Genomic DNA, 20,141 nt, shown 5'->3' on the forward strand with positions numbered 1-20,141 from the left:
GCGCCCCGCGGCCGGGCCGCGAGGCCGCCCTCGCCGCCAGGCCGGTCACCAGGAGGAACGCCCATGACCCACGAGCCCGACCGCCCGGAGGCCCCGGACCCGGCCGGGCCCCGCCGCCCCGCGCGCGGCCGGCGCCGCTCGCGACGCCCGGCACTCGCACTGCTGCTGGGAGCCGTGCTGGTCGCCGCCGCAGGCATCGGGCTCCTGTGGAACACCCCCGGCACCCCGCCGCCGCCCGGCACGGGCAAGGGTCCCGGCGCCGCGCCAGGAGACGGGGCCCGCGGCGCGCTCCCGTTCGACCTGCCCGGCACGCGGCAGCTCCGCGCCGGCCCCCACCTCGTCTTCGCGCACTACTTCCCGCCGTTCCCGCTCTCCCTCGACGACGCGCCGGCGGACCGCGACTACTACACCCGCAACTACCTCAGCGTCGGCGGCGAGGGCGGCAAGCACGCGGCGTACGGCGGCCTGCTGCGGGACCGGCCGCTGCCCGTCGCGCCGTCCGGAGGCGACTACGAGCTCACCAACATGGAGCGGGAGGTGCGCACTGCGCGCGACGCCGGCATCGACGGCTTCAGCGTCGACATCCTCACGCTGTCGGGGCCCAACTGGGACCGGGTCCGCACCCTGCTGCGGGCCGCCCAGGCCGTGGACCCCGGCTTCAAGATCATGCTCATGCCGGACATGGCGGCCCTGGACGAGGGTCCGGAGATCCTGGCGGACGCGCTCGCGACGCTTGCCGCCGCCCCTGCGGCGTTCCACCTGTCCGACGGGCGCCTCGTCGTCTCCCCGTTCAAGGCCGAGGCGCGGGAGGCGGGCTGGTGGAAGCGCGTGCTCGACCGGCTGGCGGCGCGGCACGGCGTGCGCACGGCCCTCGTCCCGCTGTTCCTGGACTTCCGCGGCCACGCCGAGCAGTTCGCGCCGCTCAGCTACGGCTTCTCCGCGTGGGGCAACCGCAGCCACACCGGGCAGTCGGGCAGCGCCGGGAACATCGACCTCGCGCACCGGCTCGGCAAGCGCTGGATACACTCCGTCGCCGTCCAGGACGCCCGCCCCAACCAGGGCGTCTACGACGAGGCGGGCAACACCGCCCTGCTCCGCACCACCTGGGACGACGCCATCGACGACGGCGCCGACTGGGTCCAGCTCACCACCTGGAACGACTACTCCGAGTCCACCCACATCGCGCCCTCGCCGCACGACGGCCACGCGTACCTGGACCTGTGCTCGTACTACCTGACCCGGTTCAAGACCGGCCGGTGGCCCCCGATCGTCCGAGACACGGTCTACGTCACCTCGCGTGTCCAGTTCGCGGGCAACCGGAAGGCGGCCCGGCAGCGCAGGCTGATGGAGCCCCGCCCCGGCACCGCCACGCCTCGGGACACGGTCGAGGTGCTCACGTTCCTGACCGCCGACGCCACCCTGGACACCACGGTGGGCGGCGTCCGGCAGCGCGACCGGGTCCCCGCCGGCGTCCACCCGACCCTGCTGCCGCTGCGGGCCGGCCACAGCACGGCCACCGTCACCCGCGGCGGCCACACCACGGCGACCGTCACCACGCGCTACCCGGTGCGCACCGCCGTCGACGTCCAGGACCTCCAGTACTACGCGGTGACCAGCGGACGCCCCGCGGAGGCGGGCCACCCCGGCTGACCGGCGGCGCGCCGGAATCCTGTATCGTCTGACATGCAGTACCGGGACGTGGCGCAGCTTGGTAGCGCACTTGACTGGGGGTCAAGGGGTCGCAGGTTCAAATCCTGTCGTCCCGACGGTAAGCAGCAGGTCAGAGGGGTCCTTCGGGGCCCCTCTCGATCGTTTCCAGGGACACCGTCTGTATCCGGTCGAAGCGGCGTAGAGAACCCAGGTGTCAGCCACCCCATCATGCGAGCAGCAGGTGCCCGTGGTCGGTCAGCACCTCGCCTACCTCCGGCACGTGGTCGCACTCCTCCAAGCGGCGGAGCACGACCCGTGCGCGCTCCGCCGTGCGTTCCGAGGACAGATCGCCGGAGGCTTCGATGACCCGGCGGGCCTCTTCGGCGGCCTGCTCGGGCTCGTTCGCGTCGGCCAGAGCCACCGCCAGCCACGACCGGTAAAGGGCGACCTCCCGGGCGTGGGTGGCGTCGTAGCGCCCCAGCACGTCTTGGAGCAGTGGCACCGCGCGCAGCGGGCGGCGCAGCTCGGTGAACACCCGGGCGTCCATGACCTCCAGCTCCTCGCGGTTCACCCAGTACGCCCACGCCTGTGCCGGAGCGCCGTCCATGGAGTCCAGGGCAGCGTGCGCCTGCCCGAGCGCCCGCAGGGCCGGTTGTGACTCCCTGGCGCGTGTATACGCCCAAGCCACGCGATCCAGGAACAGGGCGCGCGTCGCGGCCGGAGCATCCGGTCCGGCTTCCGCCACGGCCGCCTTCGCCAACTCCAGGCCCTCCCGCTCCCGGCCGCTGTTCGACAGGTGGTAGCCGAGGCTGCCCGCGAGCTGTGCCACCAGCACGGCATCACCGGCCTGCCAGGCGGCGGAGATGCCGAGCCGGTAGGCGCGCTCCGCGTCCTCACCGCGCCCGGCATCCGAGGCGATCCACCCGACGATCTGCCCCAGTTCTCCGATCTGCACCAGCACCCCGCGCCCGGTGTCCTCGGAGTGCTCGGACTCGCGGTACAGCCGGACGGCGGCGCGCAGTTCACGAAAGGCGGGGGTGATCAGGTCCCCGCCCGACAGTACGTCGTCCGCAAGCCGGAGGCCGTGCACGCGGGCCGCCAGGCCATCCACTGTGGTGGTGCCGATCCGACGGCCGCAGGGAGCTGCCAGAGGCTCCAGTGCGTCGCCGTCGGGCAGCAGGTCCGCCAGGGTGGCCGCGACCCCGGGAAGGGGGGCTTGGGCGTCCTCCCGGGCGTACGCGGCGGCCTGCTCCAGCTCGTGCAGCGGCACCCCGAGCCACCTGGGCGAAGGCGGGCAGCCACACGTCCGGGATGCGTTCCCCGCGCTCCCACCGGGAGACCTCGTTCCGCGTGATCGACTGGGCACCGGACACCGCGCACAGCGCGGCAGCGAACTGCCGCTGTGAGCGGCTGGAGTGCCGCCGCAGACCGGCGAGGTAGGCGCCGAACTCGCGGCGTCGCTGTGAGGTGTCGCTCATGGTGGCCCCCTTCCGTATCCAGTGTGGCCCCTCCCTGGCGCCCTGGTTGGCTCGTCCGGCTGATCACGCCCCCCGGTTACCTGAACGCACAGCGCCCCGGCGACCGTGCGACCGGCCCCCGGGGCTTGGCCGATCTGAGGAAGCAGACCGACATGCCGCAAACTGCAACGCGGGCCCGCCGGACCGGGCACCCCGGCTACAGCCGGACCCTGCCGCGCGAGCCCGAGCGCCGCCGCAGCCCGGCGCCTGGTGCGCGCCGCGTGCGCCGCGTGGGGCCTGGACGGCTTGGCCGAAGAGAGCGCCCTGGTCGTCTCCGAGCTGGTGGCGAACGCCGTGCAGCACGCCCGGAGGGAGTCCATCCGTGTGGCGATCGAGCGCACCGCGCCGCGCACGATCCGGGTGGCCGTCTCGGACTTCTCCTGTAAGCGGCCCGTACCGCGCGGGGCGGGAGAGGGCGACGACGAAGGGCGCGGTCTGTTCCTCGTGGCGGCGGTGGCGGCGGACTGGGGCATCGACGAGCGGCGCTGGGGGAAGATCGTGTGGGCGGACTGGAGGGACGAGGGTGAGCGCCGGGGAGATCCCCGGGCGCAGCACTGCCCGAGCCCACCTGTCCCAGTTGATCGAGATGTTCGGCACGGACGGGTGCCTCTGGATCAACACCACTCCCGAATCCGGCGCAGATGGTTGGGCCCGATCTGTCGCCCCCGACAGCGGCGAGTCGGAGGACGACGAGCAGATCTGATTCCCCCGGAAGAGGGGAGGTCCCGTCCGCTGAACCCAACCGAGCCGGGGCTTCACCGGCTGTTACGGACCGGTGACACTCGTGATCGTTCTGTACCGGGTGCGGCCCACAACCAACCGGCCCCGAGCCGGGTCGTACGGGACGTAATCGCCGGAGAGCAACCTTCGCCGGCATCGGTCAGCACCACACAGGGGGACACCATGAAGATCCGTACGCACCGCGCCCGCACCGCCCTGACCGCCTTGGCCACCGGCGCCGTGCTCGCGCTGGCGGGGGCTTCGGCGACGGCCGCCACCGCGGCGGACGGACCCCGCTTCCTCGCCCCGGCCGACCTGCCGCCCCACCCGTCGTCGCCCTGGTACGCCGGCCCTGTCACCGCCGGCCAGCCGGACCCGCTGCCCATGTGCGTCGGCGAGGCCCTGCCGTCGACCTCCTCTCACCGCGCCTACTGGACGGACCTCGACGCCAACGCGTTGCAGGTGACCGTCGTCGAGCGCGACGAGCAGGAGGCCGCCGACTTCGCCGGCCTGCTGCGCCGGGACCTCGCGGACTGCGCGACGAACCTGGAGCAGGACCCGGACGTCACGGCGAGCGCGAAGGACTACGGCGAACTGGGTGTCGGCGACGGCGCGCACGTGTACGGCGTCCACACCGCCACGTCCTGGGGCTCCTCCGACATCGCGCTGTTCTCGGTGGGCCGCGACGGCAACACCGTGACGGTCGTGAAGTGGGCCCAGATGGGCACGTTCCAGGACGCCCCGGTCAAGGCATTCAAGGCGACCACGAGGACAGCGGTCAAGAAGCTCTCCTGACCGCTGTGCGCGGGCCCAGCCAGAGGGCCCGCGCACACCCCTACCCCTGACCGGCTCCGGAGCGACGGACCCGTCCGGCAACCGAACGGGAGCCCGCCCCGAAGGGCAGGCTCCCGTCGTGAGTGACGCGCGTCAATGCCAACGTGCCTGCCCGGCCCAGTACCCCCTGGCGACCGTCACCGTCGCGCGAGCCGTCCCGGCGAGCACCTTGGCGTCGCCGGAGTAGTCCACGGTCACGGTGTGCCTGCCGGCGTCGCGGAACGCCGGCAGCTTGATGTTCGCCGTGCCGCGGACGAGCGGGGCCCGGTAGGTGTGGCCGTCGGCGGTCACCGTGACGGTGCCGGTCGGGGTGGTGCCGGTGGCCCTGACCGTCACGTGCACGACCGCTCGGGTCCTGTGCGCGACGACCTTGTTCGGTGTGACCTTGATGTCGACCCTGGCAGCGGCCTTCGCCGGGCCCGCGTCGAGGCCGACGACGACGGGGTCGTGGTCGGAGGCCGCGAACGGGTCGCCGGCGTTGAAGAGCGGGGTCGCGCTGTAGTTGTAGCGGCTGTAGGCGAAGCCGACCGACTCCTGCGCGTTGATCTGCCAGATCGTCGCGCCGGTGACCATGGACTTCGCGGCCGGGCTGGCCACGATGTGGTCCAGGGAGCCTTCGAGGCCGTTGTAGGAGTAGGACCAGTGGTTCGGGTCGTGCGCCGACCCGAGGTCGGTGTAGCCCTGGCTGTACAGGTACTCCATCGGGTCCTCGTGGGCGTAGGCGTTGAAGTCGCCCACGAGGAACACCTTGTCCGTCCCGAGCGCCTTCGCCTGGGCCTGCGTGAACGCGAACATGTCCTGCGCCTGGTGCGTGCGCATCTCGTTGTAGCAGCCCTGGTCGTAGGCGGGGCGGGTGTCCTTGTCGCCGGGGTACAGCCCCGCGGCGTCGTTGCTCTTCGACTTCAGGTGGTTGGCCACGACCAGGAAGGCGTCGGAGTCGGCGGCACCGGTGGCCTTGAAGCCCTGGGCCAGCGGTTCGCGGGCGATGGAGAAGTCCTGGCCGGGGCCGGAGAGGTCGTTCAGGACGTGCGAGGGGCCTACCAGGGCGACGTCGGCCGGCTTGTAGACGAACGCGGTCCGGATGACGTCCTGGTCGGCCGTCGCCGGCAGGTCCGCGGCCGCCGGGGACGGTGCGAAGGCCCAGGTGCCGGCGCCCGCCTCGGCGTTGAGGGCGTCGACCAGGCCGGCGAGCGCGGCGTCGCGGTCCTCCCCGAACCTGACCGAGTTCTCGACCTCCTCCAGCGAGACGATGCCGGCTCCGAGGTCGTTGATGCCGGTGACGATCTTCTGCTGCTGGCGCTGGAAGCTGGCATCGTCGGCGGCGCCGCGAGGGCCGCTGGCACCGCAGTCGTCCACCGCGATGTGGTTTCCCTGCCGGTCGTCGTAGTACGAGCAGGTGCCCAGGCCGCTCTCGGTGTAGCGGGCGCCCGTCATCGGGAAGTAGTTCTCCACGTTGAACGTCGCGAGGCGGACCTTGCCGCCGACGGCCGCCGGCTTCGCGTTCCGGGTGCGCATGTCGGAGAACGAGACGGTGTCCGTGCCGGCGCCGCTCACCCGGCCGGTGGGCTGCAGGCTCCACAGGGAGTTGCGGTAGTCGAGCACCACGGGCTCGTGGAAGGTCGCCTTGGCGCCCACGCTGACCGGGTTGCCGGCGGTGAGCCAGGGCAGCGGGTCGCCTGCGGCGGGGCCGGTGGGGGAGTAGGTGACGCTCGCGCCGTCGTCGAGCGTGATGGCGTGGTCGGCGTTGTGGTCGACGGCCTGCTGCGCGGCGGCACTGCCGGCGGGGCCGGCGTCCGTCGGCTGGCGCAGCGTCTGGTCACCGGAGGCCAGCCCTACCTGGCCGTAGAAGTTGGTGTCGTAGTTGTCCGTCACCGTGAAGTCGCCCTGGGGGGCCATGAGCTCGCCCTCGTGCGCCTCCTTCTGCGCGTCCGTGCCGAGGTCGCTCCACGGGATCCGGTCGGCGGCGACGGCAGGCAGCGGCGTGGACAGCTTCGTGACGGTCGGGAAGCTGATCTCGGTCTCGCCCGCGAACTCCTGGACGGTACCGCGCACCTGGACGCTCTCACCGACGGTCACGGTGCCGGCGGACTGCGACCCGTAGACGAACACGGCGTCCGAGGCTCCGGGAGTCCTGTCGTCGGCCGCGGTGCCCCGGCGCCTGACGTCTCGACGTAGAAGCCGTTGAACCCGCCGGTCGCGTACACCGCCGTGACGACACCCTCGGTGGTGGCCGTCTTGCCTGCCAGCGGCGAGGTACCGGTGTCGGTGCCCTGGATCTGGGCGATCGTCACGTCGCCGGCGTCGCCGCTCGTGTCCCCCTCACCGGTCTCACCGGCCGAGTTGATCGGCGCGGGCCGTCCGGTGGTGAAGTCGGCGTGGTTGTCGTCCGTGTCCGCCCCGGGTCTCGCGCGGGTGACGGCCGTGGTGTTGCTCGGCGCGGGAGCGTCGCCGCCCTCGACGATCGCGCCGGTGCCGAAGCCGACCGTGTCGGCGACGGTGCCGCCCGCGTCGGTCAGCGTCACCGAGCCGGCCGTCGCCGACAGCGCCAGCTGACCGCTCGCGTCGGGGGTGGGCAGCGGCGTGGTCCCGCCGGTGCCCTGTGCCTCCTGGACCAGGTAGTAGCCGTGGGCCGGCACGCTGCCCGAAAGGGCCGTGGTCCCGCCGAGGTTGCCCTTGGCGCTGTAGTACGACGCCGACCAACCGCTCACGTCGACGGCCGCGCCGGTGGGGTTGAAGAGTTCGATGTAGTCGTTTATGTACGTGGAGCCGGAGTTGCCACCGCCGCCGTACACCTCGTTGATCACCAGTCCGGAACCGGCCGGGTTGGCGTGGACGGGTGCGGCGAGGAGGCCGCTGAGACCGGTCACGGCCACGGCGAGGCTGGTGATCCCGATCAGTGCCCCGGGCCGGTGCCGCGAACGGCTCCTTCCTGCTGCGTGCCCCCACCTGGGACGCACTGAACACGAAGGAACAGCTCCATGCACGTAACACGTCGCAGACGGCGCACCGAGAGGGAGCAGGTCACCCTTTTCGGCAGACGCGTCGGCCGCCGGACCTCTCTGGTGACGGTAGGCGTCGCCGTCGCCCTCGCCGTCACGGGCACCGCCATGGCCCAGCCGCAGCGGTTCGGCTTCGACCAGGTCGGCCAGACCAGCGCCGACGGCCTGACCGTGGCCGACAACCAGCACATCAACCCGATCGGCGACCGCCATCTGAAGATCAGCGGCAACGACGTGGGCCAAGAGGGCCCCACGTACTCGCCCGACGGCAAGCAGCCCTGGCTGGGCCGGGCGAACGGCTTCACCAAGTTCGCCGTGAACGCCGACGGCTCCCTGTCGAGCCCCCAGGACGTCACCATCGCGGCGAGCGGTTCCCAGCAGGCGCTGACGGCCGCCGCCGTCTTCTCGGCGGACGGCTCCACCGTGTACACCGCCGTCAACGGCCAGAACCGCGTGGTCGCCCTCGACGCCGCCACCGGGACCGTCAAGCAGAGCTGGGACACGGGCAACGCCCCGCGCGGCATGGTCCAGGTCGGCAGCAAGCTCTACGTCAGCAACGAGGGCGGCAGGACGGCCAAGCCCGGCGAGACCACGATGAACTCCTACGGCACCCAGGTGCCGGCCGATGCGAAGACCGGTGCGACCACCACCGGCACGGTCAGCGTTGTCGACCTGTCGAAGCCGGCCGCCGCCCCGGCGAACATCGACGTCGGCCTGCACCCGACCAGCGTGTACGCCAGGAACGGCGTCGTGTTCGTCACCGACACCGCGAGCAACGAGGTGTCGGTCATCTACACCAGGCGCGACAAGGTCGTCCAGACCATCGCCACGCAGCCGTGGCCGGAGGCGTCCGTGGGCTACGAGCCCGACGCCGTGACGCTCACCGACGACGGACGCCTGCTGGTGACGCTCGGCCGGGCCAACGCGGTCGCCGTCTACCGGTACAAGAGCGCCCAGGACCCGGTCTCCTACGTCAGCCTGCTCCCGACGGACTACTTCCCGGCGGAGATCGCCACCGTCGGAAAGGACGTGCTGGTCTCCAACACGGCGCGAGGACCGCCTTCCCCATCCAGGTGGGTTCGGCGATCCCGTCGCTCAACCAGGTGGCCGTGCCCGGCTTCCCGAAGCACGACACCAGCATTCCGGACATCTACCGCGCCCGGATGCGGAAGCAGGACTTCGAGAAGAACGGCCCCGCGAACCTGAACATGATCTGGACCGGCGACGACCACACCGGCGGCCCCCCGACCGCGCCGGCCCAGGCCGCGGACAACGACCTGTCCACCGGGCAGATCGTGGACGAGATCTCGCACAGCAAGTACGGGAAGGACTCCGCGATCTTCGTGGTCGAGGACGACTCCCAGGAGTGGGTCGACCACATCGACGGCCACCGCGCCCCGATCCAGGTCATCAGCCCCTACGCCCAGCGGACCGGTGCGGTCGACAGCCACTACTACACGCAGATCAACATGATCCGCACCACCGAGCAGATCCTCGGGATCCACCCGATGAACCAGAAGGACACCGCGGCCACCCCGATGGCCACGGCGTTCACCGGCAATCCCGACTACACGCCGTTCGACGCCGTGCCCAACAGTACGTCGCTGACGCTGGGCGTCTCGCCCGCGCCGTCCTGCGGTGCGGACACCCCGGCGGCACAGGACCCGGACGCCGCACCCGCGCCGACGACGGCGAAGATACCGGCGGCCGAGCAGCAGGTGGCGGCCCAGTGGCAGGCCTGGAAGGCGAAGCAGCCGTTCACCGGGCCGAACGCCAAGGCCGACACCGCGCCCCCGAGCAGATGACCCGCTTCACGTGGTACGAGGCGCACGGGTGGACCAGGCCCTACCCGGGTGACCCGAAGATCTACGCCCCGAACCAGGTGCCCGGCGCCTACATCCCCGGCTCGGACACCGACGACTGACCTCCCCGCGACCGGCACGTCGGGGCCTTCGCGGGCGTGGCCCGCGAAGGCCCCGGTGCCGGTCCCCGTCCCCCTGTCGGGGACCGGTGTCAGGCGCCGTGCCCCATCGGGGAGCGGTAGCCGACGCGGATCTCGTCGATGCCCAGCTTGCGGTAGAACGCCGGGACGGTCTCGGCCGCCCACGTCGTGGTGACGGTGAGCCGGACGTACCGCGTCCGGGGCACGTCCAGATCGATGAAGCGCACCCCTCGGGCGCTCTCCAGGACCCCGGCCAGCACGGGCGAGCCCCACTCGGAGCCGTCGTCGCTGACGTGCACCTCGTAGTCCTTGATGCGGGCGGAGTCCTCCTTGCGGCCGAACGTCTCCCGGTTGTACGTCGGCGACCACTCCCGCTGGTTGACGGCGAGGAAGCTCACCGCCCGCCGCTCACCGAGGTCGAGGGTGATCGAGACGGGCAGCGTCGCCCCGCTGTCCCACCACGTCAGGAACGATCCGTCGGTGAGCGCGGACGCCGGGTAGCCGTCCGCCGCCGCGCTCGCGGTCGCCTTCACCAGGCGCTGCGGGTACAGGCCCTCGCGGCTCGCGGTGCGCACCCGGAGGATCGTGTCGTGCTCGTCCCACGCGGAGATCCCGCTGATCGTCACCCGGCCGTCCCGCTGGGTGAACGCCAGCCGCTTGCCGCTGCGGTAGTCCGAGACGCCGACCACCTTGTAGCCGTTGTCGCGGACCGTGAGGGTGTCTCCGGACGAGGGTGCGGTGGTGACGTGCAGGTACTGCACCTTGGGGTCGCGCTTGCTGATCGTGACGACCCCGTAGGCACCGTCGTTCCACGCGCCCGGCTGCATGCCTCCATACATGTAGCCGCCGCCCACCGTGTCCCGGTAGGTCTCGCGGATGGCGGGCAGGTAGCCGGCCATGAAGGTGTTGAACGCCTCCTGCTGGGCCGGGAACTTCCCGTTGACCTGGGCGGTCTCGGCCATCAGGGACTTCACGGAGGAGCCGGCGTTGGTGATGTAGCGGCCGACGCTCAGGTGGGTGTCGACGGTCGAGTCGGAGCCGTCGAACCACCACTGGCCCTTGGTGGGCAGCTTGTAGCAGGCCTCCGTCAGGCGGGGCATCGGAGTGTAGAGGGCCGCGGGATAGTCGTAGTCCGGGACCATCCCCACCTTCTGCTCGTTGCTGACGGTGTCCATGATCGGCGTGTCCTCGTTGTTGTTGGACAGCAGCCAGGACGGACGACGCTTGCGGATCAGCTCGTAGAGGCCGTTCTGCTCCCAGTACTCGTTGTCGTTGTCGATCCAGAAGCCGGAAAGGCCCGGGTAGTTCTCCATCACCTCCACGAAGTTGTCGTAGCTGTACTCGCCGAAGCCGGGCCGTGTGGTGAGGTCCACCTGCTTGCCCTTGTACGCCGAGTAGGCCGCGGAGTCGAGCTGCTCGAAGCCGCCTTCGGCGTGCCACTGCGGGTCGTCGGTCATGTAGAGGATGACGTGCAGGCCCTTGGCCTGGGCGGCGTCGATCAGCTCGCCCAGGAAGTCCCGCTTGGTGCTCGCGCTGCCGGGGATCTTCGACGGCCAGGCCCGGGAGTAGCCGAGCCGGCTGTGGAAGCTGGTCAGCACCACGTAGGAGGCGTCGAGCTTGCGTGCCTCGTCCACCCAGTAGTCGGCGGTCCAGCCGCCGCCGGTGATCGCCGCCTCCCAGGAGGCCGCGTCCCTGAAACCGGGATAGGTGCGCATCCCCCAGTGCAGGAAGAGCCCGGCCGACGCGGCGCGCAGCCAGCGCTGGCGGGGGTTGTAGAGGCCTTCGGGGAGGTTGTCGGGGATGCTCTTGCGGGTGTCCTCGGGCGCCTTGGCGGCGCCGGAGGCGGTCCATGTGCCGGAGAGCGCACCGGTGAGGGCCGCGGCGCCGGCCAGCGCGCCGGTCGCCTTGAGCACATCACGTCTGGAGGTCATTGCTTCGCCACCCATCTCGTCGGGGGGTCCTGTCGGGGAACGGATTCGAACGCAACGGACTACTGCGGGGCCCGTGGAGCCGGCGAGCGCCGGACCCACGGTGCTTCGGGGGGTGGGTTCAGGGCAGGCGGCGCAGCCGCACCAGTGCGCTCGCCCAGTCGCCGGCGGGCAGGCGGTCGCGGATCGGCAGGCCGGCGCGCATCAGGGTGCGGCCGCTCAGGTCCGGGCCGCCGTCGTCCTCCCGGTAGCGGGCGTCGGGGTCGAGCCCGGCCAGCCGCAGCACGCCGGGGGAGGGCCCGACGCCGGCGCCCGGCCGGTACAGCAGCAGGGCCACCTCGTCGCCGTGCACGTACTGCACGGCGGACAGGCCCCGGCCCGGCTCGGCGCCCAGCCGGTACTGCTCGCCGTGCTGCACCACGGTGCGGATCCCCTGGTACTCGGCGACCAGCCGGCGGGCGGTGTCGAGTTGCTGCGGTGTCCACGCGTTCAGGTCGCCGCCGATGCCGAGGACGCCCGCCATCGCCACGTGGAAGCGGTACTCCAGCGGGGCGCGGGCCGCGTCGGTGACCCAGGCGGCCATCACCCCGGCCGGGTAGACCTGGCTGAAGCCGTGCTGGATGGACTGCCGGTGGAAGGCGTCGGTGTTGTCGGAGGTCCACACCTCGTCGGTGCGGGCCAGCACGCCGAAGTCGACCCGCCCGCCGCCTCCGGCGCACGACTCGATGCGCAGCGCCGGGTGCCGCGCGCGCAAGCGGTCCATCACCGCGTAGACGTTGCGGGTGTGGTCGATCCACAGCCGGTCCTGGTCGCCGTCGCCGCTGCGGGCCCGCTCCGGCCAGCCGGCCTGGGACAGCGCGCGGTTCATGTCCCACTTCAGGAACGTCACACCGTGGTCGCCGACCAGCCGGTCCAGCCATCCGAAGGCCCACTCGCGGACGTCGTCGCGCGCGAAGTTGAGGACCAGCTGGGTACGCAGCTCGTCACGGCGCCGGTGCGGGTGGTGCAGCACCCAGTCGGGGTGGGCACGGTAGAGCTCGCTGTCCGGGTTGACCATCTCCGGCTCCACCCAGACGCCGAACTCCATGCCGAGGGTGCGCACCTTGTCGGCCAGCGGCCGCAGGCCGTGGGGGAAGCGCTCGGGGTTGGGCCACCAGTCCCCGAGCCCCGCGGTGCTGTCCGTGCGCCCGCCGAACCAGCCGTCGTCCATCACGAACAGCTCGACGCCCAGGTCGGCGGCCTTCTGCGCGAGCGCGATCTGGCCGGCCTCGTCGATGTCGAACTCGACGGCCTCCCAGGAGTTGTACAGCACCGGACGCGTCTCCGCAGGATGCGGCAGCACCCGGGCCCGGCCGTGCCGGTGCCAGGCCCGGCTGGCCGCGCCGAACCCGCCGTCGGTGTGGAGACCGAGCACCGGCGGGGTGGACAGCTCCTCACCGGGCGCCAGGCGCCAGGTGACACCGTCGTGCCCGAAACCCGCCGTGACCGCAGCCCGGCCCTCGAAGCGCCGCTGCGCGGTCAGCCGCCACGTGCCGCTCCACGCCAGCGCCACGCTCCAGACCTCGCCGTGCTCCTCGGTCGCCGTGCCGTCGTCGACCATGATCCAGGGGTTGGCGTGGTGACCGGTCAGGCCGTGCCGGCTGGTCAGGGTGAACTCGCCGGCCGGCAGCGGCACCCGCTGGAGCTGCGTCTCGGCTGCCCATGCCCCGGTGATCGAGCTGCACCGGTAGTCCGTCAGCTCGGGCAGCAGCCAGTTCCCCGAGTCGGCCCGGTGCACCAGGACGGGCTCGCCGGACGGCTCGCCCTCGGTCCCGGTGTGCCTCAGGGTCACCCAGCGCTCGATCACGTCGGAGCCCTCGTGCACCCGGTGGTGCAGCACCACCCGCAGCGGGAAGTGCCGGTCGGCGAGGACCAGGTCGAGCCGGGCACCGCCGTCCTCCTGCACCACCTCGTCCCCGGTCAGGACGAGTTCCAGCGAGCGCACCCCGCCCGGGAACGTCACCTGGAGCGAGGGCACCCCCCAGCGCAGGCCGCCGTCCACCGGCAGCGGTTCCTCCAGGTCCAGCGGCAGGCCGTAGGGGGCGGTCGTGAACGGAGGGCCGGTGAGGCGCGCCGTCTCGGCAGAGGTCAGCCGGGCGCCCCAGTGGAGCTGCACCAGCTTGTCGTCCCCGGCCGCGTGCAGGGCGTAGGTGGTGTGCTCGGTGGACAGGGTCCAGACCCGTCGCTCGCGGTCGACGACGACGCACGCCATGGTGGTTCCTCTCGTGTGGGGGACGCTCTCGGACACGGCCGGCCCCGGGAGACCCGGGACCCGGGTCAGCCCTTGGTGGCGCCGTTGGTGAGACCGCGGACGAACTGCTTCTGCAGCACCAGGTAGAGGACCAGCACCGGCAGGGTGGCCAGGAACATCAGCCCGAAGACCGTGCCGAAGTCCGCCTGGTACTGGCCGACGGCCCGGTAGATACCGGTGGTGATGGTGGTGCCCGTGCCGGGGCCGAGGATGACGAGCGGATCGATGAAGTCGTTCCAGATCCACACCCCGAAGAAGATCACGGAGCTGGCGGTGGCCGGCCGCAGCAGCGGGAAGACGATTCGCCAGAACACGGTCAGCCGCCCCGCCCCGTCGATCGCGGCGGCCTCCTCCATCTCCACCGGGATGGTGCGGACGAACCCGGCGAAGACGAAGACGCCGAACGGCACGTAGTAGCCGACGTTGAACAGCACCAGGCCCTGCACGGTCGTCATCAGGTGGAAGACACCCAGCACCTTGGTGATCGGCAGCAGGATCACCTGCGGCGGGATCATCAGTCCGGAGAGCAGGATCAGGGTGGCGACCCGGGCCCACCGCGAGCGGGTGCGGGCCAGGTAGTGGCCGAGCATCGCGGACAGCACGGTGAGCACGACCACCGAAAGGCCGGTGACCACAATGCTGTTGGTCAGGCTCACCCAGAAGAGGTGGTCGGGACGGGTCATCACCGCCTGGAGGTTCGCCAGCGTGGGCGGATCGGGCAGCGAGGCGGGGCTGGGCGCGATGTCGGTACCCCGCTTGAAGGTGTTGGCCAGGACCACGTAGAGCGGTACGGCGAACAGCGCGCCCAGCGTGGTGACGACGAGCGGCCGCCACCACGAGCCGTCGAACCGGCCGCCGTGCTCCTCGGGAGACCTCCCGCCGCTCCGCCCCGCCGCCCTCCGTCCGCCTCCGGGCGCCCCCCGGGCCGTCGTGGCACTCACAGGACCGCTCACAGGGACACTTCCCTTCGTTGCAGCAGCCGCAGCACCACGGCCGAGGCGGTGGCGACGATCAGCAGCATCACCACGGCCATCGCGGACGCGTAGCTCTGGTGGTTGGCGACGAACCCGGTCTGCAGGGTCAGGAAGGCGACCGTCGCGGTAGTGCCGCTGCCGGGCCCGCCGCCCGTGATGACCTGGATGTGGTCGTAGGCCTTGAAGGCGGTGATCAGCATGACGACGGTGTTGATGGTGAGGGCGGGCGCCAGCAGCGGCCAGGTGACGTGGCGGAACCGGGCGCCACGGCCCGCGCCGTCGATCGACGCCGCCTCGTACAGCTCGTCGGGCACGGACTGGAGCCCCGCGAGGTAGACGACCACGCAGAAGCCCAGCATTTGCCAGGACATGATGCCCGCCACCGAGTACAGCGCGAGCGAGGGGTCGGACAGCCAGCCGACCGGGTGCACCCCGATCCAGCCGAGGGCCTGGTTCACCACGCCGTCGTCGGCGAGCAGCCGGGTCCACACGATGGAGACCACCACCGAGCTGAGCACCATCGGCACGAAGAACACCCCGCGCCAGGCGTTGTAGAACCACCCCTTCTTGTTGAGGAGCAGCGCGATGCCGAGCCCCGCCGCGTTCGGCACCACCACCACGATCAGGGTGAGGACGCTGGTGACCCGGAGCGACGTGAGGAACTCGTCGTCACCGAAGAGGGTGCGGTAGTTGTCCAGGCCCACGAAGTGCGTCTGCGGATGGAACGTGTTGAAGTCGGTGAGGCTGTACCAGAAGCTCAGCACCACCGGGGCGAGGACGAAGCATCCGTAGACGAGCAGCCCCGGCGCGCCGAAGACGCCGAAGTGGGCGAGGGTCGCGCGGATCCTGCGGGAGCGGCCCGGCGAGGCCGCGGCGCCGACCCGGGGCCGGGGCTGTGCGCGCTGGTCGATCCGGACATCGGTGACCATGGGTCAGGATGCCTTCTTCCACTCTTCGTCCAGGTAGGAGGCCGCCTCCTTGGGCGACTTGCGACCGAGGACGACGTCCTGGGTGGCCGCGAAGACCTTGGCGTCCATGCCGGGCAGCAGCCCGTCGCCGCCGGTCTCCCAGGCGAACGCCTTCACGGTCTTCTTGTCCTTCTGCGCCTTGGTCCACAGGTCGTAGGTCTCGTTGAAGACCGGTCCCATGTCCTTCGGCGGCGTGTACCCCTTGATCGCCGGGAAGACGGCGTCGGAGCGCACGTTCGCGTCCAGGTTCTTCCTGTCGAGCTGGAAGGCGAGGGCGAACTTCTTCGCGGCGTCGAGGTTCTTGGAGTGGGCGTTCACGTCCAGGCCGCCGCCGGTGTACTCGGACAGCAGCTCGCTGCCGTCGCCGGTGGGCCAGCGGAAGACGCCGATGTCGTCCTTGATGGCGCTCTTGTCGCCCGCCGAGGCGAACCAGGAGCCCATCGGGTACATCGCGCCCTTGCCCTTGAGGAACGCCTGCTCGGTGGCCGCGTAGTCGAGGGAGATCATCTTCGGGTCGATGTAGCCCTTGCGGGCCAGGGTGCCCAGCTTGGACAGGGCGCCCACGAAGTCGGGCTGGTCGAAGCCGACCTTTCCGGCGCGGCGCTTCACCATCCAGTCGGGGTCGGTGCGGTAGACGTCGGTGGCCACGGTGCCGGTCAGCGGCAGGACCGAGGGGAAGGCGTCCTTGCCGCCGCCCACCACGAACGGGGTGGTGCCCTTGGCCTTGAGCTTGGCGCAGTCGGCCAGCAGCTCGTCGTACGTCTTCGGCGGGGCGGTGATGCCGGCCGCGGCGAACATCGACTTGCGGTAGTAGACGTTCGGGATGGTCTGGGTATTGGTGGGCAGCTGGTACACCTTGCCGTCGATGGCGCCGCCGTCCGGCACGACGAAGTCCTTGAGCTCCGACGGCTGCCAGGCGTAGAGGTCGCCGGCCTCGGCGAAACCGCTCGGGCTCACCGCGATCATCACGTCGGGGAACTGTCCGGAGGCGCGCAACTGCTTGGCGTACGCGGTGCGGTCCGCACTGGGCGAGACCAGCTTCTTCACCTTGATGTCGGGGTACCGCGCGGTGATCCGCTTGATCGCGGCGTCCCAGTACGCGGGCGGCAGGTTGGGCGTCTCGAACGTCAGGAAGGTGATCTCCTGTCCGTTCTTGCCGCCGGCCGACGCCGACGGCTCGCTGACTGAGCAGGCGCTGACCGTCGCGAGCGTCGCGAGTGCGAGCAGCGCGGCCGAGCAGACCCGGGTTCGTGGCATTGCAGGGCTCCTCCGAGGACGGCAGGCGGGGGTACACCGCGTCGAGCCGCATCGAGCAGCATCGAGCCGTGAACGCTCACGTGAGCGTTCCCGGATGAGAGTGGTTGAGGGTGATTCCGCTGTCAACCCATATGACCAGCTAAAGTTCCGGATCATTGGCCCATGGTCGTGAACGTTCCCGTGAACGCTCACGGAGGGTGGTTCGCGTAGAAGGAGCGAACCCGGGCAGGTCCCGGCGGAGGTTAGAGTTCCCTCGTGTCCACAACGAACAGGCCGCGCCGCATCACCATCGACGACGTGGCGCGCACCACAGGGGTGTCGCGGCAGACCGTCTCCCGGGCGATCAACGACAAGCCGGAGATCGATCCCGCGACCCGGCAGCGCATCCTGACCGCGGCCCAGGAGATGGGCTACCGGCCGAGCCGCTTCGCCCGCGGCATGGTGAGGCAGTCCACCACCACGCTCGGCCTGGTGATCGCGGACGTGCTGAACCCGTTCTTCCCCGAGGTGGTGGCCGGCGTGCTGGAGGCCGCCGACGCGCGGGGCTGGCAGGTGGTGATCTACACCACCTCCTCCCGGCTCAGCAGGGAGCAGGAGATCGCGGAGACCGTCGTGGACCATGTGGACGCGTGTGTCGCGTTCCTCCTCGACACCGCGGCCATCGGGCGCGTCGCCGGCTCCGGCATGCCCTTCGTGCTGCTCGGCAACGAGGACCGGCCGGTCGACGTGCCCACCATCCGGATCGACTTCGGCTCCGGCATCCGGCAGGCATTCGACCACCTGATCGCTCGCGGGCACCGCAGGATCGCCATGATCGACGACCGGGACCGCGCGGAGTCCGAGGCGCCGGACGTGCGCAGCGGGCTGTTCACCCAGGTCGCCCTGGAGTGCGGCCTTGAGGTCGACCCCCGCTGGCGGCAGCTCGCCGGGAACTCCATGCAGGGCGGGGCGGCGGCCATGGAACGGCTGCTGGAGACGGCTCCGGAGGTGACGGCCGTCGTCTCCTACAACGACATGATCGCCATCGGCGCCATGCGGCACGCCCTGGCCCGCGGCCGCGACGTGCCGGGCGACTGCGCCTTCGTCGGGTTCGACGGCCTCGCGCTGGGCGAGTTGGTGGACCCGCCGCTGACCACCCTCGCCATCGACAAGCGCCGGCTCGGCCAGGCCGCCGTCGAGCAGGTGGCGGAGCAGATGGCGGGCACCGGCGGCAAGGGGGAGACGGCGATCCGGACGCAGCTGGTGGTGCGGGAGTCGACCTGAGCGGTCCGCTCGGGATGCGCCGGGATCGCCGTGCGCTCGGGGCGCGCCGGGATCGCCGTCCGCGGGTGCGGTCCACTCGTCGCGCTCTGCCGGGTCCTGGGGGCGCGGGGCCTGGTGGGGGAGGGCTCGCCGGCGATCCCCCACCAGCGGCAGCGCCGGTGATCATTCTCACGCGGTCCGAAGGCCGGTGCCCAAGAGGGGCATCCGAGGCCCGAACGGGATATCCGCGTCGGACGGGAAGCCGATGGGGGACCGGCCGCTGGCGTCGACCGCAGCCGTCACCCGCGGACGGCGATCCCGGGCGCGTCCGCGATCACGCACGGACGCGCCTGGAAGAGGTTCCGCGAGGCGTGGCTCAGCGCATCAGATGCCCGCGCGCCGGCCGCCCCGGCTAGAGATGCCCGCCGGCACCCGAACCTATCTGGTCGAACCGGTCCCCGAACTGGGCGGCGATGTGACGCGACTCCTGGCCACCCGAGGGGTCCCCGGTGATGTCCATGGCCACGGTGAGTACCCCGCTGATGACGGAGGTCCTCGGCGAGAGCTTCACGGGCGTGCAGGTGAAGGAGTAGGTCTTGGGAGACGAGGAGTTGTACGGGATCAGCTGGGCCTCCGGCAGAGTGATCGTCTGCCCGGTATGGAAGGCCTGGTCCATGGTCCTGAAGACGCCCACGGAATCAAGACCGCTGAGCGAGTCCCGACCACGGCTGAGGCGCGGCACGAGACCGAAGGCATCGCCCTGGGTGGAGTTGGCATAGCGCAGCAGATGCTCGGGGCCCTCGGTGAGCATGATGGGGAAAGGCGCACGGTCGAAGATCGCGAAGAGCTGCTGCTGCTGGGTGAGGATGCTGTCCCGCAGCTTGAACTCCGACAGGAGCGTCTGGCTGAGCTCCATCAGCCCGTCCTTGCGCCCCTGATCCCACTTGCGCGGCTTGGTGTCGAGCACGCAGAGGGTGCCGAGGACCGCGCCCGTGTGATCGCGGAGCGGCGTTCCCAGGTACGAGCGCACACCCAGGGTGTTGACCACCGGGTTGCCCTTGAACCTGGGGTAGTCGAAGACATCGTCAAGGGCCAGTAGCGCGTTCTCGGCGACGACATGAGGGCAGAAACCCGCGTCGGCCGGCCCCTCACGGGCCATGTCGCTGAGATCGAAGACAACCCCGTCGCCGGTCTCGACGCGTTCCTCTCCCTGAGGAGGGACATACAGGCCACGGTACATCTGCCGCTCGGTGCTGATGAGGTTCACAAGGGCGAGCGGGGACCCGGTAAGGGACGCGGCGAGGCCCGCGACACGGTCGAACGTGGCGTCGGCGCCGACGCCGTTGAGACCGAGGACCTGTAGGCGGTGGGTACGTTCCTCGGCCGACTGCGCAGAATGATCAGGAGTCAGGGACATGTCTCGAGATGAAACCAGATTCGTTCGTTCCGCGCCGCCTTCCTGAGCATCTTTGACCTTTCCGCCGGCCACCCGCGGATGCTCGGTGCCCCCCGCGCCGGCACGGCGCAGCCGGGCCGAACGCCCCATCCGTGCAGGACAGCGGCTGCGGGATCGGTCACAGGCGCTGTTCACGTCGGTCCGGTCCCGTGCGTGGAACGATCAGTTCCTGTCAATCCTTGATGTGTTGATGATCATACGGGTGTCGGCAGTCGCCTGGGGAGCGCCGGGGCGGGGCGATGTCGTGGCCGGTCAGGCAGGGAGGGTCGGTGATTCCCGCGGGTGGGTGCCTCTCGTTGTCCCGCTCGCCGCCTGATGGCTGACGCTCCCCCAGGATGTGGTGAAGTAGTAGCTGTTGGTGCCT

The 20,141-nt window shown here is 71.1% G+C and carries 14 protein-coding genes, 1 tRNA gene and 3 pseudogenes; 8 read left to right on the plus strand and 10 right to left on the minus strand.

The genetic code is table 11. The features are described 5' to 3' along the window. Positions 1-63 precede the first annotated feature (63 nt). Positions 64-1,650 carry an endo-1,3-alpha-glucanase family glycosylhydrolase gene (locus Sm713_RS36945; protein ID WP_212914296.1) on the plus strand — a complete coding sequence of 529 codons (1,587 nt, stop codon included), beginning with the start codon at positions 64-66 and terminating at the stop codon, positions 1,648-1,650. Between the two features lie 42 nt (positions 1,651-1,692). Then, positions 1,693-1,766: transfer RNA gene (locus Sm713_RS36950), tRNA-Pro, on the plus strand. Between the two features lie 110 nt (positions 1,767-1,876). On the opposite strand, the gene Sm713_RS36955 is transcribed toward Sm713_RS36950, so the two are convergent. Further along, on the minus strand, positions 1,877-2,920 hold the full coding sequence (locus Sm713_RS36955; RefSeq protein WP_249416926.1) for a transcriptional regulator: 1,044 nt from the start codon (positions 2,918-2,920) through the stop codon (positions 1,877-1,879). 82 nt (positions 2,921-3,002) lie between these two features. Next, positions 3,003-3,128: pseudogene (locus Sm713_RS41890) on the minus strand (transcriptional regulator); the annotation flags it as partial. Between the two features lie 249 nt (positions 3,129-3,377). On the opposite strand from Sm713_RS41890, the pseudogene Sm713_RS41545 reads away from it, so the two are divergent. From Sm713_RS41545 to Sm713_RS36970, 3 genes and pseudogenes are all read left to right on the plus strand, one after another. After that, positions 3,378-3,620, plus strand: a pseudogene (locus Sm713_RS41545) (ATP-binding protein); the annotation flags it as partial. Between the two features lie 70 nt (positions 3,621-3,690). Next, entirely contained in the window at positions 3,691-3,870 is a 180-nt protein-coding gene (locus Sm713_RS36965; protein ID WP_212915164.1) for a hypothetical protein, read from the plus strand. A 200-nt stretch (positions 3,871-4,070) separates the two neighbouring features. Beyond that, entirely contained in the window at positions 4,071-4,682 is a 612-nt protein-coding gene (locus tag Sm713_RS36970) for a hypothetical protein (RefSeq protein ID WP_212915090.1), read from the plus strand. A gap of 132 nt (positions 4,683-4,814) precedes the next feature. Here the strand turns inward: Sm713_RS36970 and Sm713_RS36975 are convergent, their stop codons facing one another. Next, the gene (locus Sm713_RS36975) at positions 4,815-6,830 is read right to left on the minus strand and encodes an ExeM/NucH family extracellular endonuclease (RefSeq protein WP_212914297.1); all 2,016 of its coding nucleotides are present in this window, start codon (positions 6,828-6,830) and stop codon (positions 4,815-4,817) included. After that, positions 6,794-7,594, minus strand: a complete 801-nt coding sequence (locus tag Sm713_RS36980; RefSeq protein ID WP_212914298.1) for a lamin tail domain-containing protein — start codon at positions 7,592-7,594, stop codon at positions 6,794-6,796. Before Sm713_RS36980 ends, Sm713_RS36975 begins: the two co-directional genes overlap by 37 nt. A 105-nt stretch (positions 7,595-7,699) precedes the next feature. Here Sm713_RS36980 and Sm713_RS36985 point away from each other — a divergent pair. Continuing rightward, a pseudogene (locus Sm713_RS36985) lies at positions 7,700-9,525 on the plus strand (bifunctional YncE family protein/alkaline phosphatase family protein). Then, positions 9,522-9,644, plus strand: a complete 123-nt coding sequence (locus tag Sm713_RS41895; RefSeq protein WP_374196113.1) for a hypothetical protein — start codon at positions 9,522-9,524, stop codon at positions 9,642-9,644. Before Sm713_RS36985 ends, Sm713_RS41895 begins: the two are co-directional and overlap by 4 nt. A gap of 89 nt (positions 9,645-9,733) precedes the next feature. Here the strand turns inward: Sm713_RS41895 and Sm713_RS36990 are convergent, their stop codons facing one another. The 5 genes from Sm713_RS36990 to Sm713_RS37010 form a co-directional block, all read right to left on the minus strand. After that, on the minus strand, positions 9,734-11,593 hold the full coding sequence (locus Sm713_RS36990; RefSeq protein WP_212914299.1) for an alpha-L-fucosidase: 1,860 nt from the start codon (positions 11,591-11,593) through the stop codon (positions 9,734-9,736). A gap of 118 nt (positions 11,594-11,711) precedes the next feature. Then, complete coding sequence (locus Sm713_RS36995; protein ID WP_212914300.1) at positions 11,712-13,841, minus strand: alpha-galactosidase; 2,130 nt, start codon at positions 13,839-13,841, stop codon at positions 11,712-11,714. A 65-nt stretch (positions 13,842-13,906) separates the two neighbouring features. Further along, positions 13,907-14,689, minus strand: a complete 783-nt coding sequence (locus Sm713_RS37000) for a carbohydrate ABC transporter permease (RefSeq protein WP_212915091.1) — start codon at positions 14,687-14,689, stop codon at positions 13,907-13,909. A gap of 140 nt (positions 14,690-14,829) precedes the next feature. After that, entirely contained in the window at positions 14,830-15,783 is a 954-nt protein-coding gene (locus Sm713_RS37005) for a carbohydrate ABC transporter permease (RefSeq protein ID WP_212914301.1), read from the minus strand. Positions 15,784-15,786: 3 nt separating this feature from the next. After that, complete coding sequence (locus Sm713_RS37010; protein WP_212914302.1) at positions 15,787-17,079, minus strand: ABC transporter substrate-binding protein; 1,293 nt, start codon at positions 17,077-17,079, stop codon at positions 15,787-15,789. A gap of 255 nt (positions 17,080-17,334) precedes the next feature. Between Sm713_RS37010 and Sm713_RS37015 the strand changes: the two genes are divergently transcribed. After that, positions 17,335-18,342, plus strand: coding sequence for a LacI family DNA-binding transcriptional regulator (locus tag Sm713_RS37015; protein ID WP_212914303.1), 1,008 nt, complete (start codon positions 17,335-17,337; stop codon positions 18,340-18,342). Between the two features lie 391 nt (positions 18,343-18,733). On the opposite strand, the gene Sm713_RS37020 is transcribed toward Sm713_RS37015, so the two are convergent. Beyond that, a complete protein-coding gene (locus Sm713_RS37020; protein ID WP_212914304.1) occupies positions 18,734-19,738 on the minus strand; it encodes a GAF domain-containing protein in 1,005 nt (334 codons plus the stop codon). Between the last annotated feature and the right edge of the window lie 403 nt (positions 19,739-20,141).

The organism is Streptomyces sp. TS71-3, from assembly GCF_018327685.1.
Lineage (GTDB): Bacteria > Actinomycetota > Actinomycetes > Streptomycetales > Streptomycetaceae > Streptomyces.

What these genes read in the sequence shown, in the direction of transcription:
- Sm713_RS37020 (WP_212914304.1), bottom strand. Translation starts at nt 19,738, where the DNA reads ATGTCCCTGACTCCTGATCATTCTGCGCAGTCGGCCGAGGAACGTACC.
- Sm713_RS37005 (WP_212914301.1), bottom strand. Translation starts at nt 15,783, where the DNA reads ATGGTCACCGATGTCCGGATCGACCAGCGCGCACAGCCCCGGCCCCGG.
- Sm713_RS36995 (WP_212914300.1), bottom strand. Translation starts at nt 13,841, where the DNA reads ATGGCGTGCGTCGTCGTCGACCGCGAGCGACGGGTCTGGACCCTGTCC.
- Sm713_RS36945 (WP_212914296.1), top strand. Translation starts at nt 64, where the DNA reads ATGACCCACGAGCCCGACCGCCCGGAGGCCCCGGACCCGGCCGGGCCC.
- Sm713_RS41895 (WP_374196113.1), top strand. Translation starts at nt 9,522, where the DNA reads ATGACCCGCTTCACGTGGTACGAGGCGCACGGGTGGACCAGGCCCTAC.
- Sm713_RS36970 (WP_212915090.1), top strand. Translation starts at nt 4,071, where the DNA reads ATGAAGATCCGTACGCACCGCGCCCGCACCGCCCTGACCGCCTTGGCC.
- Sm713_RS36990 (WP_212914299.1), bottom strand. Translation starts at nt 11,593, where the DNA reads ATGACCTCCAGACGTGATGTGCTCAAGGCGACCGGCGCGCTGGCCGGC.
- Sm713_RS37010 (WP_212914302.1), bottom strand. Translation starts at nt 17,079, where the DNA reads ATGCCACGAACCCGGGTCTGCTCGGCCGCGCTGCTCGCACTCGCGACG.